The organism is Streptomyces sp. NPDC053427, assembly GCF_044544985.1.
In the GTDB taxonomy this organism is placed as follows: domain Bacteria; phylum Actinomycetota; class Actinomycetes; order Streptomycetales; family Streptomycetaceae; genus Streptomyces.
This window is the reverse complement of sequence record NZ_JBITYA010000006.1, coordinates 496,841-511,654: the sequence shown is the minus strand read 5'-3', so window position 1 is coordinate 511,654 and position 14,814 is coordinate 496,841. Positions and strand designations below refer to the sequence as shown.

Annotated in this window: 15 protein-coding genes; 10 read left to right on the top strand and 5 right to left on the bottom strand. The window is 70.6% G+C overall.

What is annotated here, in order from left to right:
• Nucleotides 1-229: 229 nt before the first annotated feature.
• The 8 genes from ACIGWZ_RS19825 to tatC all read left to right on the top strand — a co-directional run bounded on the left by ACIGWZ_RS19825 (nucleotide 230) and on the right by tatC (nucleotide 5,607).
• A complete protein-coding gene (locus tag ACIGWZ_RS19825) occupies nucleotides 230-1,033 on the top strand; it encodes an FKBP-type peptidyl-prolyl cis-trans isomerase (protein WP_400066311.1) in 804 nt (267 codons plus the stop codon).
• Between the two features lie 57 nt (nucleotides 1,034-1,090).
• Entirely contained in the window at nucleotides 1,091-1,465 is a 375-nt protein-coding gene (locus ACIGWZ_RS19820) for an FKBP-type peptidyl-prolyl cis-trans isomerase (protein ID WP_400066309.1), read from the top strand.
• A gap of 116 nt (nucleotides 1,466-1,581) precedes the next feature.
• A complete protein-coding gene (locus ACIGWZ_RS19815) occupies nucleotides 1,582-2,550 on the top strand; it encodes a helix-turn-helix transcriptional regulator (RefSeq protein ID WP_400066307.1) in 969 nt (322 codons plus the stop codon).
• 16 nt (nucleotides 2,551-2,566) lie between these two features.
• Nucleotides 2,567-3,517 (top strand): helix-turn-helix transcriptional regulator, encoded by a 951-nt coding sequence (locus ACIGWZ_RS19810; RefSeq protein ID WP_400066305.1) that lies wholly within the window; start codon nucleotides 2,567-2,569, stop codon nucleotides 3,515-3,517.
• Between the two features lie 59 nt (nucleotides 3,518-3,576).
• Nucleotides 3,577-3,825, top strand: a complete 249-nt coding sequence (locus tag ACIGWZ_RS19805; RefSeq protein WP_400066303.1) for a hypothetical protein — start codon at nucleotides 3,577-3,579, stop codon at nucleotides 3,823-3,825.
• A 16-nt stretch (nucleotides 3,826-3,841) separates the two neighbouring features.
• Entirely contained in the window at nucleotides 3,842-4,042 is a 201-nt protein-coding gene (locus tag ACIGWZ_RS19800; RefSeq protein WP_046928899.1) for a hypothetical protein, read from the top strand.
• A 220-nt stretch (nucleotides 4,043-4,262) separates the two neighbouring features.
• On the top strand, nucleotides 4,263-4,553 hold the full coding sequence (gene tatA / locus ACIGWZ_RS19795; RefSeq protein WP_400066301.1) for a Sec-independent protein translocase subunit TatA: 291 nt from the start codon (nucleotides 4,263-4,265) through the stop codon (nucleotides 4,551-4,553).
• A gap of 61 nt (nucleotides 4,554-4,614) precedes the next feature.
• Nucleotides 4,615-5,607: a twin-arginine translocase subunit TatC gene (gene tatC, locus ACIGWZ_RS19790; protein ID WP_400066300.1), complete on the top strand. Its 993-nt coding sequence runs from the start codon at nucleotides 4,615-4,617 to the stop codon at nucleotides 5,605-5,607.
• 92 nt (nucleotides 5,608-5,699) lie between these two features.
• Here the strand turns inward: tatC and ACIGWZ_RS19785 are convergent, their stop codons facing one another.
• Nucleotides 5,700-5,993, bottom strand: a complete 294-nt coding sequence (locus ACIGWZ_RS19785; protein WP_400066298.1) for a hypothetical protein — start codon at nucleotides 5,991-5,993, stop codon at nucleotides 5,700-5,702.
• 222 nt (nucleotides 5,994-6,215) lie between these two features.
• Here ACIGWZ_RS19785 and ACIGWZ_RS19780 point away from each other — a divergent pair, with 222 nt between their 5' ends.
• Nucleotides 6,216-9,035 carry a DEAD/DEAH box helicase gene (locus ACIGWZ_RS19780; RefSeq protein ID WP_400066296.1) on the top strand — a complete coding sequence of 940 codons (2,820 nt, stop codon included), beginning with the start codon at nucleotides 6,216-6,218 and terminating at the stop codon, nucleotides 9,033-9,035.
• Between the two features lie 394 nt (nucleotides 9,036-9,429).
• Here the strand turns inward: ACIGWZ_RS19780 and ACIGWZ_RS19775 are convergent, their stop codons facing one another.
• Nucleotides 9,430-10,575 carry an LLM class flavin-dependent oxidoreductase gene (locus tag ACIGWZ_RS19775; protein ID WP_400066294.1) on the bottom strand — a complete coding sequence of 382 codons (1,146 nt, stop codon included), beginning with the start codon at nucleotides 10,573-10,575 and terminating at the stop codon, nucleotides 9,430-9,432.
• Between the two features lie 450 nt (nucleotides 10,576-11,025).
• A complete protein-coding gene (locus ACIGWZ_RS19770) occupies nucleotides 11,026-12,015 on the bottom strand; it encodes an ADP-ribosylglycohydrolase family protein (RefSeq protein WP_400066292.1) in 990 nt (329 codons plus the stop codon).
• A 32-nt stretch (nucleotides 12,016-12,047) separates the two neighbouring features.
• On the opposite strand from ACIGWZ_RS19770, the gene ACIGWZ_RS19765 reads away from it, so the two are divergent.
• Complete coding sequence (locus ACIGWZ_RS19765; RefSeq protein ID WP_400066290.1) at nucleotides 12,048-12,713, top strand: MerR family transcriptional regulator; 666 nt, start codon at nucleotides 12,048-12,050, stop codon at nucleotides 12,711-12,713.
• Between the two features lie 64 nt (nucleotides 12,714-12,777).
• Here the strand turns inward: ACIGWZ_RS19765 and ACIGWZ_RS19760 are convergent, their stop codons facing one another.
• Together ACIGWZ_RS19760 and ACIGWZ_RS19755 are read right to left on the bottom strand one after the other, a co-directional pair.
• Nucleotides 12,778-13,635: a siderophore-interacting protein gene (locus ACIGWZ_RS19760; RefSeq protein WP_400066288.1), complete on the bottom strand. Its 858-nt coding sequence runs from the start codon at nucleotides 13,633-13,635 to the stop codon at nucleotides 12,778-12,780.
• Nucleotides 13,636-13,720: 85 nt separating this feature from the next.
• Nucleotides 13,721-14,635 carry a 5'-3' exonuclease H3TH domain-containing protein gene (locus ACIGWZ_RS19755; protein WP_400066471.1) on the bottom strand — a complete coding sequence of 305 codons (915 nt, stop codon included), beginning with the start codon at nucleotides 14,633-14,635 and terminating at the stop codon, nucleotides 13,721-13,723.
• Between the last annotated feature and the right edge of the window lie 179 nt (nucleotides 14,636-14,814).

The window sequence follows — 14,814 nt, the reverse complement described above, 5'->3', positions numbered from 1 at the left end:
TCCGGTGACGGTTCGGAGGGAACGGTGGCGGGGTCCGTGTGACACGGACCCCGCCACCGCCGCGTGGCGTGGTTAGAGTGGCTCTGTCCATTCACTTGATCGCAGCCCGTTTTGAGGGATATACGTGCGCCGACGCCGAATCGCAGCCCTGATCGCCGTGCCCCTGCTTCTTGTTTCCGCAGCGGCCTGCGGCGATGACGACTCATCCAAGGCCGGCTCAGCGCCGACGGTGAGCGGAAAGGCGGATGCCAAGCCCAAGGTCGACAAGGGTGAGGGCGACCCGCCGAAGAAGCTTGTGGTCAAGGTCCTCAAGAAGGGCGACGGGCCCGCGGTGAAGAAGGGCGACGCCCTCAACGCCAACTACCTCGGCCAGACCTGGCAAGGCAAGGCCTTCGACAACAGCTGGGACCGTGGCGTGCCGGCCACCTTCGAGATCGGCAGCGGCAAGGTCATCAAGGGCTGGGACGAGGGCCTGGTGGGCCAGAAGCTCGGCAGTCGCGTCGAGCTGGTCATCCCGCCGGACAAGGGGTACGGCCCGGAGGCGAAGGAAGGCATTCCGGCCAACTCCACGCTGGTCTTCGTCGTCGATCTCAAGAAGATCATGCCGAGCAAGATCGAGGGCAAGCCGGTCGCGCAGGACAACGCCGATCTCCCCAAGGTCGGGACCGCCATCGACGAGAAGGCGCCGAAGATCACCCTGCCCAAGGGCAAGGACGCGCCGAAGGACATCACCAGCGCGACGGTCGTCGAGGGCAAGGGCGCGAAGATCGGTGACAAGAGCATCGTGCGCGCCAACTTCGAGGCGGTCGCCTGGAAGGACGGCAAGGTGCTCGCGGACACCTGGGCGCCGGGGCAGCCCGGGGCGCAGGACGTGCCGGTCACGCAGTACCCGGGCTGGAAGGAAGGCCTCAAGGGCAAGAAGGCCGGCAGCCGGGTGCTGATCGTGGTGCCCAAGGGCAAGCTGCCGCCTCAGCAGCAGAAGGCCATCGGCTCCGATCTGGTGTTCTCCGTGGATGTCCTCAGCGTCAGCTGACGCCGATCTGCGAGACTGACGCCGTAATCGTAAAGATTCGTAAGTAGGAGCACATTCGTGAGCATCGACAAGCCCGAGATCGACTTCCCCGACGGCCCGGCTCCGACCGACCTGGAGATCGTCGACGTGTGGGAGGGCGACGGGGCGGTCGCCAAGGCCGGAGACTTCGTCAAGGTCCACTACGTCGGCGTCGCCTTCAGCACCGGCGAGGAGTTCGACGCGAGCTGGAACCGCGGCAACCCGCTGGAGTTCCAGCTGGGCGCCGGCCAGGTCATCGCCGGCTGGGACAAGGGCGTGCAGGGCATGAAGGTCGGCGGCCGTCGCAAGCTGACCATCCCCGCGCACCTGGCGTACGGCGACCGTGGCGCCGGCGGCGGCCGGATCGCCCCGGGCGAGACGCTGATCTTCGTCTGCGACCTGGTCTCCGTCTGAGACCGCGTCCGACGCACCCGTAGGGCCCCTGCCGCCATGGCAGGGGCCCTCGGCTTTGCCCGGAGCACCCCGAGGGGTACGGTCAGCGATCGGGAGTTCCACGAGAAAGGGCGTCGATGGCCATTGCCAAGGCCGAGCGGCTGATGAATCTGGCGCTGTGCCTGCTGGGGACGCGACGCCCGCTGACCAAGCGTGAGCTCAGGTCGTCCATCGAGGCCTATATCGAGGCGAACAGCGACGATTCCTTCAACCGCATGTTCGAGCGGGACAAGGACGATCTGCGCGAACTCGGGCTGGTCATCGCGACCGTGGACGCCATCGACGGCGAGGTCGGCTATCTCGCCCGCCGCGACAGCAACCGCCTCCCCCCGATCACCCTGGACGCCGAGGAGGCCGCGGCCCTCGGGCTCGCCGCCAAGATCTGGCAGCAGGCCCGGCTCGCCGGCGCCGCCAGCGGCGCGCTGCAGAAGCTGCGGGCGGCCGGTATGCCGCTGGCCGCGGAGGGCGAGGAGTACGACGACCGGCAGCCGCACAGCGCCCTCGAACCCCGCATCCCGGCCCATGAAGCCGCCTTCGAACCGCTGATGCTGGCCTGCCGCGACCGCCGCCCGGTGGTCTTCGACTACCGCAAGGCCAACGCCGCCCGCCCCGAGCAGCGGCAGGTCGAACCGTGGATCCTGGAATGCTGGCGCGGCCACTGGTACGTCGCCGGCTGGGACCGGGACCGCAAGGCCGAGCGGGTCTTCCGGCTCTCCCGGATCACCGGCAAGGTCCGTTCCCGGCAAGGGGCGTTCACCGCGCCGGTGCCCGATCACGTCACCGTACGGGAGACCGTCGAGAGCTGGGCCGGGGAGACCGCCACCGGCACCGCCCGGATCAAGCTCCGCGCCGACCACGGCTACCCGCTGCGCTCCCGCGCGCTCTCCGTCCGGGACCTGGGCGACGGCTGGGACGAGCTGGAGATCCCCAACGGGCACGGGCTCGACGCCTGGCTGGTGGAGTTCGGGCCCGATGTGGTGGTGCTGGAGCCGGCCGAACTGCGGGCCGATGTCATCGACCGGCTGCGCGCCGTGGCCAAGGGCTGAGAGGGATACGTAACCCATGGCGACGAACGCGATCGACCAGACCCGCCGGATGCTGTCCCTGGTGACCTATCTGCGCGAGCGCCCCGGCGCCCGCGTCGGGGATGTGGCACGCGCCTTCGGCATCACCGAGGACGAGCTGATCGCCGACCTGGACGTGCTGCCGATGTGCGGTACGAGTTTCCGCGGCGGCGACCTCCTGGACATCGACACCGACGGCGACCGTATCTGGTGGCACAACCCCGACGACGTGGCCGAGCCGCTGCGGCTGGCCGCCGATGAGGCCACCGCCCTGCTGGTCGCGGCCCGTGCGGTGGCCACCCTGCCCGGGCTGCGCGAGGGCGACCGGCAGGCGCTGCTGCGCGCCACCGCCAAGCTGGAGGCGGCGGCGGGCGAGGCGGCGGGCGCCAGCTCCCGGCTGTCGGTGACCTTCGAGTCCGAGGGCGGGGTCTTCGCCGACGTGGACCGCGCCATCGCCGAACGCCGCCGGCTGTGGCTGCGCTACTACTCCCCGGCCCGCGACGAGCTGACCGAGCGCGAGGTCGACCCGATCCGGCTCTTCGCCGTCGGCCACACCTATGTGGAGGCCTGGTGCCGGCTCTCCGAGGCGCGCCGGACCTTCCGGCTCGACCGGGTCGCCGAGATCAAGCTGCTGGACGCGCCCGCCGACCCGCCGCCCATCGAGCTGCGCGATCTGTCGGAGGGCCTGGTCCAGCCCGCCGCCGAGGACCCCGAGGTCTGCATCGAGGTCGGGCCCGGCGGCCGCTGGGTCGCCGAGTACTACCCGCACGACAGCGCCGAAGAGCTCCCCGACGGCGGGCTGCGCATCACCCTGCGGACCCCCGACCCTGCGTCGCTGCGGCGCCTCGCGCTGCGGCTGGGCCGGGACGGGCGGATCGTGGCGCCGCAGGCGCTCGCCGACAGCGCGCGGCGCGCGGCGGCCGCGGCCCTCGCGGCATACGGCGAGTGAGCGCGGCGCGCCGCTCACCGTAAGGTCCAGCGAGATCCGTAAGGAGGAGGCAGCGAAGGATGACGACCACCACTGTGGGGACCTCGACCGCTCCGGTGCTCTTCAAGGCGGCCTGCCCGGACTGCCGGGGCCGCTTCGAACTGGCCTCGGACGCCTTCCGGCTGGCCATCGGCGCCAGCCGCCGTACCACCTTCTACTCCTTCACCTGCCCCGACTGCGGCCGCGCGGTACGCCGCCCGGCCGGCGAGCGGATCGTGGAGCTGCTCACCGGCGGCGGGGTCCGCACCCTGCGGCTGCACACCGGCTGACCGATAGGCTCGCCCCATGCTCTGGCCCATGATCGCTGTCGCCCTCGGCTTCCTCGGGATCGCCGTGCTCGGCGTTCTCGCCGTCCGCGTCTTCGTCGAGGTACGGCGGCTGGCCCGGCAGGTCGGCGCGGCGTCGGCGCGGATCCAGCGGGCCGCCGAGGATCTCGAGCGGGCGGCCACCCCGCTTGCCGCGTCCCTGGATCTGACGAAGAAGTAACGGTCCGGCGGTCGGGTCCGATCCCCTGTTCCCCATGGGCGGTACGCTGTTGCCCAGGGCCGATGGTCGAGGCGCGGCCCCGCAACCGGGAGTGCGCACAGGGGTTGCCCCGTATTCACCCGTGAGCGTTACGATCGCTGCAAGTACGGCGGGCGGACGGATGTCCTGCCAAGTCGAGCTAGTTCCATCCCCAGCCGCCTCGGTGAGAAGGTAAAAACTTATGTTCGGTGGAAAGATCGGCGTCCCTGAGCTTGTCCTCATCGTCGTCGTCCTCCTTCTTCTGTTCGGCGCGAAGAAGCTTCCCGACATGGCCCGCTCGCTGGGCAAGTCCGCCCGCATCCTCAAGAGCGAGGCGAAGGCGATGAAGTCCGAGGCCTCCCAGAAGCAGGAAGCGCCGGCCGACCCGCCGAAGGACGAGCCGCAGGCCGAGTACAAGACCATCAAGGCTGCTCCGGGGGATGTGACCAGCGCGCGGCCGGTCGCCGATCCCGAGCACACCGCGCAGCGCTGACCGAGGGCTTGACTGCGGCGGCGGCCGGGCCGCCGCCTGTGGCATGAGATGAGGACGAGGGTTGCGCAAGTCTGCCCCTGAAAAGCGAGCCAAGGAGAAGGACCCCGAGGGGCGCATGCCGCTCGTGGAGCATCTGCGTGAGCTGCGCAACAGGCTGGCCAAGGGAATTCTGGCCATTGTCATCGCGACGGTCGTGGCCGCGTTCTTCTACGAAGCGATCATCGATTTCTTCACCAAGCCGGTGCTGCGGTCCGTGGGCTGCGATTCGCTTTTCACCGACCTCGCGAAGCTGGGCAAGACCGACCTGAGGAACCTGCACAGGGGGCAACCCTGCGCCAACATCGTGATGATGGACCTTCTCGGGCCGTTCACCCTGGCCCTGAAGGTCTCCCTGATGGCGGGCGTCGTGCTGTCCTCGCCGGTGTGGCTGTATCAGCTGTGGGCCTTTCTGGCGCCCGGTCTGCACCGGCATGAGAAGAAGTACACGCTGAGCTTTGTCGCGGCCGGCTTCCCGCTGTTCCTCTGCGGCGCCTATGCCGCGTACTGGATGCTGCCGACCACGGCGAAGGTGCTGACCAGCTTCACGCCCGAAGGCGTCGGCAACCTCCTCCAGCTGGACATGCTGCTCGACCTGATCACCCGCATGGTGATCGTCTTCGGGCTGTCCTTCGAGCTGCCGCTGCTGCTGGTCATGCTCAACTTCGCCGGAGTGATCACCGGCAAGCGGATGCTCGGCTGGTGGCGCGCGATGGTCATGGGCATCACGGTCTTCTCGGCCATCGCGACGCCGAGCACGGACCCGCTCACCATGCTCGGGCTGGCCGTGCCCATCGCCATCCTCTACTTCGCGGCCGTCGGCATCTCGCTCTTCAACGATCTGCGGCGCAGGCGCCGGGAAGAGGCGGGCCCCGACGACGACGAGGCCTCCGAGCTGGATCTGACGCCCGACGACATCGGCGAGCTGGAGCCGGTGGCCGCTCCGCCCGCGCTCGGTGACGGTACGGGCACCGACGACGCCGGACGCGGCCGCGGCGGCTACGACGACGTCACCTGAGGACGCCGGACGCGGACGGAACGCCGGCCGCGGACGAAACGAAAGAGGCGGGGAGCCCGGGGCTCCCCGCCTCTTTCTCGTCGATCAGCGCGTCAGCACTTCTTCAGGCCCTGCAGCGCGCCGGTGCCCCGGTAGTAGAGGCTCTTGTTCGGCTTGACCGTGTGGCAGCTGCTGTCCGGCCACCAGCGCTCGGCTATCCGCACCTTGATCGACGACTTGCAGCCGTTGTGGATGTTCACCGCGTTCTTGTTCATGTGCCACGTCGCGCTGACGCACTTGCCGAACTCGGAGCTCGCGGCGGCGGCCGGGCCGGCGGTGGCCATCGGGATGCCCATCGCGGTCACGGCGAGCGCCGCGGTCACCGTTGCTGCCTTGAACTTGTTCATCGTTCCCCTTCATCACGGGGGTGTCCGCTGCCCCCTCCTCTTCCGCCCGCGGATGTCGCGCCTGGTCAGGGGCGTGACGTACGAGATCCAGCGGTACGCGCGGAATGATCTTGATGAGTATGAGCAGACCGTTTTGGCGTGATCGAATCGGGTTTCGGAGGGTAAAGGGCCCGCATAAAGATCCGGTCGTTGTCAGAGGTGGCCGGTAGGCTCGTAAGCACGATGACCGAGGACATGTCCCCTGCTGAGCGCTATGCCGCCGCCAAGCTCCGGGCGGCCGAGCAGGCCACCGCACTCGCCCCTTTCCGAGAGATGTACGACTTCGAACTGGACGAGTTCCAGCTCGAGGCGTGCCGTGCCCTGGAGTCCGGCAAGGGAGTGCTGGTCGCGGCACCCACCGGATCCGGCAAGACGATCGTCGGCGAATTCGCCGTCCACCTGGCCCTGGAGCAGGGCCGCAAATGCTTCTACACCACCCCCATCAAGGCGCTGTCCAACCAGAAGTACCAGGACCTGGTCAAGCGTTACGGGGCCGACAAGGTCGGCCTGCTGACCGGCGACAACAGCGTCAACTCCGAGGCGCCGGTGATCGTGATGACCACCGAAGTGCTGCGGAACATGCTCTATTCCGGCTCACAGTCCCTGATAGGCCTCGGCCATGTGGTCATGGACGAGGTGCACTACCTTTCCGACCGCTTCCGCGGCGCCGTCTGGGAAGAGGTGATCATCCATCTCCCCGAGTCGGTGACGCTGGTGTCGCTGTCGGCCACGGTCTCCAACGCCGAGGAGTTCGGCGACTGGCTGGACACCGTCCGTGGTGACACCGAAGTGATCGTCGCCGAGCACCGGCCGGTGCCGCTGTGGCAGCACGTCCTGGCGGGCCGGCGGATGTACGACCTGTTCGAGGAGCGGGACGGCGGCCAGGGCGGCGGCCGCCGCGAGGTCAACCCCGACCTGGAGCGGATGGCGCGGATGGAGAACAGCCGCCCCACGTTCGGCCGGGACAAGCGGCGCGCCCGCACCATGCGCGAGGCGGACCGCGAGCGCGAGCGGCGCCAGCGGGCCCGCATCTGGACGCCCAGCCGGCCCGAGGTGATCGACCGCCTCGACAACGAAGGCCTGCTGCCCGCGATCACCTTCATCTTCAGCCGCGCCGGCTGCGAGGCGGCCGTCCAGCAGTGCCTGGCCTCGGGCCTGCGGCTCAACGACCAGGAGGGCCGCGAGCGGGTCCGGCGCACAGTGGAGGCGCGTACGGCCGGCATTCCGGACGACGACCTGCATGTGCTGGGCTACTTCGAGTGGCTGGAGGGCCTGGAGCGGGGCATCGCGGCGCACCACGCCGGCATGCTGCCGACGTTCAAGGAGGTCGTCGAGGAGCTGTTCGTCCAGGGGCTGGTCAAGGCCGTCTTCGCGACCGAGACGCTGGCCCTGGGCATCAACATGCCCGCCCGGTCGGTGGTGTTGGAGAAGCTCGTCAAGTGGAACGGCGAACAGCACGCCGACATCACCCCCGGCGAGTACACCCAGCTCACCGGTCGGGCCGGGCGCCGGGGCATCGACGTCGAGGGCCATGCCGTGGTGCTGTGGCAGCGCGGCATGGACCCCGGTGCGCTGGCGGGGCTGGCCGGAACGCGGACGTACCCGCTGCGGTCGTCGTTCAAGCCGTCGTACAACATGGCGGTCAACCTCGTCTCGCAGTTCGGGCGGCACCGTTCGCGGGAGCTGCTGGAGATGTCCTTCGCGCAGTTCCAGGCCGACAAGTCGGTCGTCGGGATCTCCCGGCAGGTGCAGAAGAACGAGGAGGGGCTGGCGGGCTACAGCGGCTCGATGACCTGTCATCTGGGCGACTTCGAGGAGTACTCGCGGCTGCGGCGGGAGCTGAAGGACCGTGAGACGGAGCTCGCCAAGCAGGGCGCGGCGCAGCGGCGGGTGGCCGCCGCGTCGGCGCTGGAGAAGCTGAAGCCGGGCGATGTCATCCATGTGCCGACGGGCAAGTACGCCGGCCTTGCGCTGGTGCTGGACCCCGGCATGCCCTCGGGCCGTACGGACCGGCACCGCGGCTTCGAGAGCCAGGACGGCCCGCGGCCGCTGGTGCTGACCGCCGAGCGGCAGGTCAAGCGGCTGGCATCGATCGACTTCCCGGTGCCGGTCGCGGCGTTGGACCGGATGCGGATCCCCAAGTCCTTCAACGCCCGCAGCCCGCAGTCGCGCCGCGATCTGGCGTCCGCGCTGCGTACGAAGGCCGGTCATCTCGTGCCCTCGCGGCACCGCAAGCAGCGTTCCGAGGCGGCCGACGACCGCGAGATCGCCCGGCTGCGTACGGAGATCCGCGCGCATCCCTGCCACGGCTGCGCCGAGCGCGAGGACCACGCCCGCTGGGCCGAGCGCTACCACCGGCTGCTGCGCGACACCCGCCAGCTGGAGCGCCGTATCGAAGGCCGGACGAACACCATCGCCCGCACCTTCGACCGGATCTGCGCGCTACTGACCGAGCTGGACTACCTGGAGGGCGACACCGTCACGGAAGAGGGCCGGCGGCTGGCCCGGCTCTACGGCGAGCTGGATCTGCTGGCCAGCGAATGCCTGCGGGACGGCGTCTGGGAGGGGCTGGGCCCCGCGGAGCTGGCGGCCTGCGCCTCGGCGCTGGTGTACGAGGCGCGGCAGGCGGACGACGCGGTGGCCCCCAAGCTGCCGTCCGGCAAGGCCAGGGACGCGCTGGCGGAGATGGTCCGGATCTGGGGGCGGCTGGACGCCCTCGAGGAGGACCACAAGATCAACCAGGCGGAGGGCGTCGGCCAGCGCGAGCCGGACCTCGGCTTCGCCTGGGCCGCCTATCGCTGGGCCTCCGGCTTCGGCCTCGACGAGGTGCTCCGCGAGGCGGAGATGCCGGCCGGCGACTTCGTCCGCTGGTGCAAGCAGCTGATCGACGTCCTCGGCCAGATCGCGGCGGCGGCCCCGGCCGGCAGCTCGGTGGCCCGGACGGCCCGTAAGGCGGTGGACGGGGTGCTGCGGGGCGTCGTGGCGTATTCGTCGGTGGGGTAGCTGAGCCGATGACGGTGCTCGCCCCCGGACCCTTTGGTCCGGGGGCGAGCGCGTTCGTTCGTATGCCTTAAGGGGTGGGGGAACAGATCCCTTAGGGGGAGCGAGCGCCCCTTGTGGGCCACAACGCGGGGGATCCCGGGGGGTATTCCCGTGGCGGATCGTGCGGGGGAGGGCCCGTGGCGCACAGTGGGGTCGGCGAGACGTCGCCTGCGCCCAGGAACATGAGACCTGCGGCTCCGCGGGGATCCGTGGTGCTGGTGCAGGGCTGTCGCTCCGCGGGGATCCGTGGTGCTGCGGTAGGGCTGTCGCTCCGCGGGGATCCGTGGTGCTGGGGGAATCCGTGGTGCTGGTGCAGGGCTATCGCTCTGCGGGGATCCGTGGTGCTGCGGTAGGGCTATCGCTCTGCGGGGATCCGGAGCGCCGCGGGGGTCTGGGGCGCCGTGGGGGGCTGTCGTTGTGCGTCGCGTTTGGCGACTTCCTCGCGGACGAGCGGGATGACATGGCGGCCGAAGTCGATCGCGTCGTCCAGCAGGTCGTAACCGCGCGCGGAGATGATGTCCACGCCCAGGTCGTAGTAGTCCAGCAGGGCCTGTGCGACGGTTTCCGGCGTGCCGACCAGGGCCGTGGAGTTGCCCGCGCCGCCCGTTTCCGCGGCGGTCGCGGTCCACAGCGCCCGGTCGTGACGCTCGCCCGCGGCGGCCGCCGCGAGCAGCCGCTGGGAGCCGGCGTTCTGCGGGTTCGTGCGCCCCTGACGGCGGTTGAGCGGCGCGCCCGCCGCGCGGGCCTTGATCCGCTCCAGGGTGCGGTGCGCCTTCTCCCAGGCCAGCTCCTCGGTCGGCGCGAGGATCGGCCGGAAGGCGACCTGGATCCGGGGGACGTCGCTGCGGCCCGCCGCCCGTGCCGCCGCCTTGACCGAGGCGATCTGTTCGGCGGTCTGCGCCAGCGGCTCGCCCCACAGGCAGTAGATGTCCGCCTCGGCGCCGCCCGCCGCATAGGCCGCGGCCGACGAGCCGCCGAACGACACCTGGGGATACGGCTGTTGGAGGGGGAAGGTGTCGGAGACGAAGTCGTGGAAGCGGTAGTGGGTGCCCTCGTGGTCGAAGGGCTGGTGGCTGGTCCAGATCTTCTTGACGATGCGGATGTACTCCCGGGTGCGGTCGTAGCGCTCGTCCTTGGTGAGCGTGTCGCCCTCGCGGCCCTGCTCGTGGTCGTTGCCGCCGGTGATGAAGTGCACGGCCAGCCGCCCGTCGCTGATCCGGTCCAGCGTGGCGAAGGTCTTCGCGGCGAAGGTGGGGTAGGAGACGTTGGGGCGGTGGGCGACCAGCAGTTGCAGGGTCTCGGTGCGGGCGGCGACATAGGCGGCGGCCGGGGAGGGGTCGGGCGAGCCGGAGGCGTAGGCGAACAGCACCCGGTCCCAGCCGTACTCCTCATGGGCGCGGGCGAGTTCGAGCGTGTAGTCCTTGTCGAAGGATGCGCCGGAGCGGGCGGTGACTTCGGATCCGTCGTGGGTTGCGGCGATGCCGAGGAACTCGACAGGCATGGGGTGGCCTCGTCTTCTCGTAGATCATGCGGGGCATGCGAAGGCGGCATGCGAGAGGGCATGAGAGGTCGCTTGCGAAGCGGCATGCGGGCGTACGGGAGAGCCGTACGGCAAAAGGGGGAAGCGTGCGCTACGGAGAAGTCAGCGGCAACAGGAGGCCGACCACACCCGACCGAAGTCGATGTGGTCGCGGGTGACCAGCCGCTGCAAAGGACGCATGGCCTCAGTGGAACAAAGAGACGTATGCGCCGTCAACCAGATCTTTCGGCGGGGCAGTTGGCCGAAGGCGCCGCCACGAGTGCCGTCGGCCCGCCGGGGGAGTGGTGGGGCGCCGATGGGGGCGGTGGTCCTTCCTTACCGCCGGGGCCGCTGCCGGTCGGGTTCCTGGATCAGGTTCCTGGATCGGGTTCCTGGATCGGTTTCCCGTTCGGTTCCGGGGCCAATTCCGGTTCAGCTCCCGGTTCGGTTGGCGGTCGTCAACTCCCGGGCGAGGGCGGTCAGTTCGGGTGCGCGCAGCACGGTGTCGCCGGATCCGGGCAGCGGTACGTGCAGTGGCTGCGTCCACGCCTCGGGGATCGCGGCCGCGCCGTGGACCGCCCCCGCCAGGGCGCCGGTGACGGCCGCGACGGTGTCGGTGTCGCCGCCGAGGTCGATCGCGGCGCACACCGCGGCGGCGTACGTACCGGTGGTACGCAGCGCCCACAGCGCGGATCCCAGACAGGGCCAGACCGCGCCGTTGAACTCGGTGGCCAGGTCCGGGTGCCAGTCGGGGGCCAGGACGACGGCCCAGCGGTCGCGGTGGGCGGCGGGGACGGCGGCGAGGGCGTCCGGTACGGCGGCGAGCGGATCGCCGCCGTCGAGGGCGGTGCGGATCAGCTCGTGGAAGACGGCGGTGCCCTCCCAGGCCGCGGGGTCGCCGTGGGTGAGCGCGGAGAGCCGGCGGCCGGCCTCCATGGTGGCGGCGCGGCCCCGCCCGGCGAAGTACACCGCGGACGGGGCGGCGCGCATCAGCGCTCCGTTGCCCGCGGCGCGCCCGTTGATCTCGAAGTGGGCGGCGGCCGCGCGGTCCCAGGGCAGTCCGCTGCCGAGTACGTCCTCGGTCTGGAGCCCGATGTCCTTGGGGCCGGCCGCGGCCCAGCGCTGGAAGCGGCGGAAGAGGTCGGGGAGGTCGAGGCCGTCGCGCTCCAGGAGGGACCGGGCGGTGAGCACCGCCATCTGGGTGTCGTCGGTGGCCTCGCCGCGGTCCCAGCCGCCGCCCGCGTGGGGTGCGCCGATGCCCTCGGGGAAGCGAGCCGTGTAGGCGCCGGGTGCGCCGAATTCGAAGGGTGCGCCGAGCGCGTCGCCGACGGCGGAGCCGAGTACGGTGCCGATCGCGCGCTGGGTGCGGTCCGCTTCCACGGGGCCTCCGGTCGTCAACTGGATAGTTTGGCTATCTACCATGGGTGGGTGAACTGGCGAGGAAGGGGCAGCGGATGCGCATCGGGGAATTGAGCCGGCAGACGGGTGTGGCGGTCCCGACGATCAAATATTACGTACGGGAGGGACTGCTCCCCGCGGGCCGCCTGACCAGCCCCAATCAGGCCAGCTACGACGACACCCATGCGCGCAGGCTGCGGTTGATCCGCGGGCTGATGGACGTCGGCGGGCTGTCCGTCTCGGCCGTCCGCGAGGTGCTGGCCGCCGTCGACTCGACCGAGAAGTCGGTGCACAAGGTGCTGGGTGCGGCGCAGGAGGCCATCACCCCGCCGTCCGTGGGGGAGCCGGCGGGGCTGGCGGAGGCGCGGCGCACGGTCGCGGAGCTGGTGCGCCGCCGGGGCTGGCGGGTCGAGCCGGACAATGTGACCGCCGCCGAGTCGCTGGCCGTCGCGCTGGCCACCTTCCAGGGCATCGGGCACGGCGCCATCGAGGAGGTGCTGGACGACTATGCCGACGCGTGCGAGCGGATCGCCGCCACGGATCTGGCGTTCGTGGGGCGCAATGCCGAGGTCGACACCCTGGTGGAGAGCGTGGTGGTGGCGACCGTGCTGGGCGATGCGGTGCTCAGCGCGATGCGGCGGCTGGCGCATGTGGACGCCTCGGCCCGCCGGTACGACGAGGGTGCCCACGACGCGTCCGGCGGGCCGGAGCCGGTTCACTGAGCCCGTTGCCCGTTAGCCGTTGGCCGTATCGCGGTGCGGGCCGGCCGCCGGGACGGCGAGCGGTTCAGGAAGCCGCCGCCGGGGCGGCCTCCTGCTCCTCCTCCACCCGCTGGTTCCAGTCGCGCTTGGAGGCCTGCCAGCCGTCCTCGTCGTGGCCGGTGCGCCAGTAGCCCGAGATGGACAGGGCCTCGCGGGGGATGTCGTGGTCGATGCGGAGCAGGCGGCGCAGTTCCTTGACGAAGCCGGCCTCGCCGTGGACGAATGCCTGGACCCGGCCGGGCGGGAACTCCAACTCCCGGACGGCGGCGACCAGTTCACGGCCGACCGGGGCGGCGCCGCGATGAAGCCAGGTGATCTCCGCGCCGACCGGGGCGTCGAGTTCCTGGCGTTCCTCGGGGCCCGCCACCTCGATGAAGGCGTGCACGGGCGCGCCCGCGGGCATCCGGGCGAGCGAGGCGGCGATGGCCGGCAGCGCGCTCTCGTCGCCCGCCAGCAGATGCCAGTCGGCATCGGCGGCCGGGGCGTAGGCGCCGCCGGGGCCGAGGAAGAGGATCTCCTCGCCCGGCTTCGCCCCCGCGGCCCACGGCCCGGCCAGCCCTTCGTCGCCGTGCACCACGAAGTCGAGGGCCAGCTCGCGGGCCGCGGGGTCCCAGGAACGCACGGTGTACGTACGGGTCCTGGGCCACTGGTCGCGGGGGAGGTCGGCGCGGATCCGGCCCATGTCGAACGGCTCGGGATAGACGACCTCGGGCAGCGGGAAGACCAACTTGACGTAGTGGTCGGTGTATTCGCCCGCCGTGAAGTCCGCCAGGCCGTCACCGCCCAGCACCACGCGCACCATGTGCGGGGTCAGCTGCTCGGTGCGCACCACGCGGCCGCGGTGCAGTACGGGCTGTTTGCGGGCCGGACGGTCTGCTGCCACGACATTCCCCTGACGTGATCGCCGGATGATGGGAACCTGCTCAAGACATCACCCATGGTCTCTTAGGTATGCCTAACCTAACAGGTTAGCGGTGCAGGGTGGCGAGCAGCCGCTGCAAAGATCCGCCCAAGCCCCATTGTGCGGCGAGCGCTTCCAGGCGCTCGGGATCGGCCGGTTCGGCGGGCAGGGTGTGATCGACGTCGGGAACCGGCACGTCGGTGGCCACGCGGACGACCTTCGGCGCGACCTCGAGATACGGGCCTGCCTCGGTCAGGCGCTTGCGCTGCGTGGGGGTCAGCTTCGCGGCCGGGTCGTCGGCGGCGGCCACGATGCCCGCCAGATCACCGAAGGCGTCCAGCAGTTTGGCGGCGGTCTTCTCGCCGATCCCCGGTACGCCGGGCAGGCCGTCGCTGGGGTCGCCGCGCAGCAGCGCCAGATCGGCGTAGCCGGAGCCGTCCACGCCGTACTTCTCGTGCAGCAGGGCGCCGTCGGTGAGCTGCAGGGTGCCGACGCCCTTGAGCGGGTACAGGACGCGGATGCCGCGCGCGTCGTCGACGAGCTGGAAGAGGTCGCGGTCGCCGGTGACGATGTCGACCGGGCCCGTCGCCCGCGCGGTCAGGGTGCCGATGACGTCGTCGGCCTCGTAGCCCGCGGCGCCGATCCGGGCGATGCCGAGCGCGTCCAGGACGTCCTCGATGACCGGGACCTGCGGGGAGAGGGTGTCGGGGATCTCTTCCTCGTCGGGCTCGGCGGATCCGGCCGGGGCTTCCTCGGCGACCCGGTGTGCCTTGTACGAGGGGATCAGGTCGACCCGCCACTGGGGGCGCCAGTCGAAGTCCATGCAGGCGACCAGATCGTCGGGGTGGTGGTCCTGGACGAGACGGGCGATGAAGTCCAGCAGCCCGCGCACCGCATTGACGGGGGTGCCGTCCGGGGATTTGACCGATTCCGGTACCCCGAAATAGGCGCGGAAGTAGAGGGAGGCGGTGTCGAGGAGCATCAGGCGTCGAGTCACACCCCGCATGATGCCGTATGCCCCATACGTCACACCGATGTGATCTGGAACACCGTCTTGTTTGAGCCCCATAAAGACGGGCAGGCGCGCATCCGGAGCGGACCCGGTAGCGAATTCAACTATTCCACCGGGTGAACCCGGGCCGAACCCGTGCCGTTCCACGA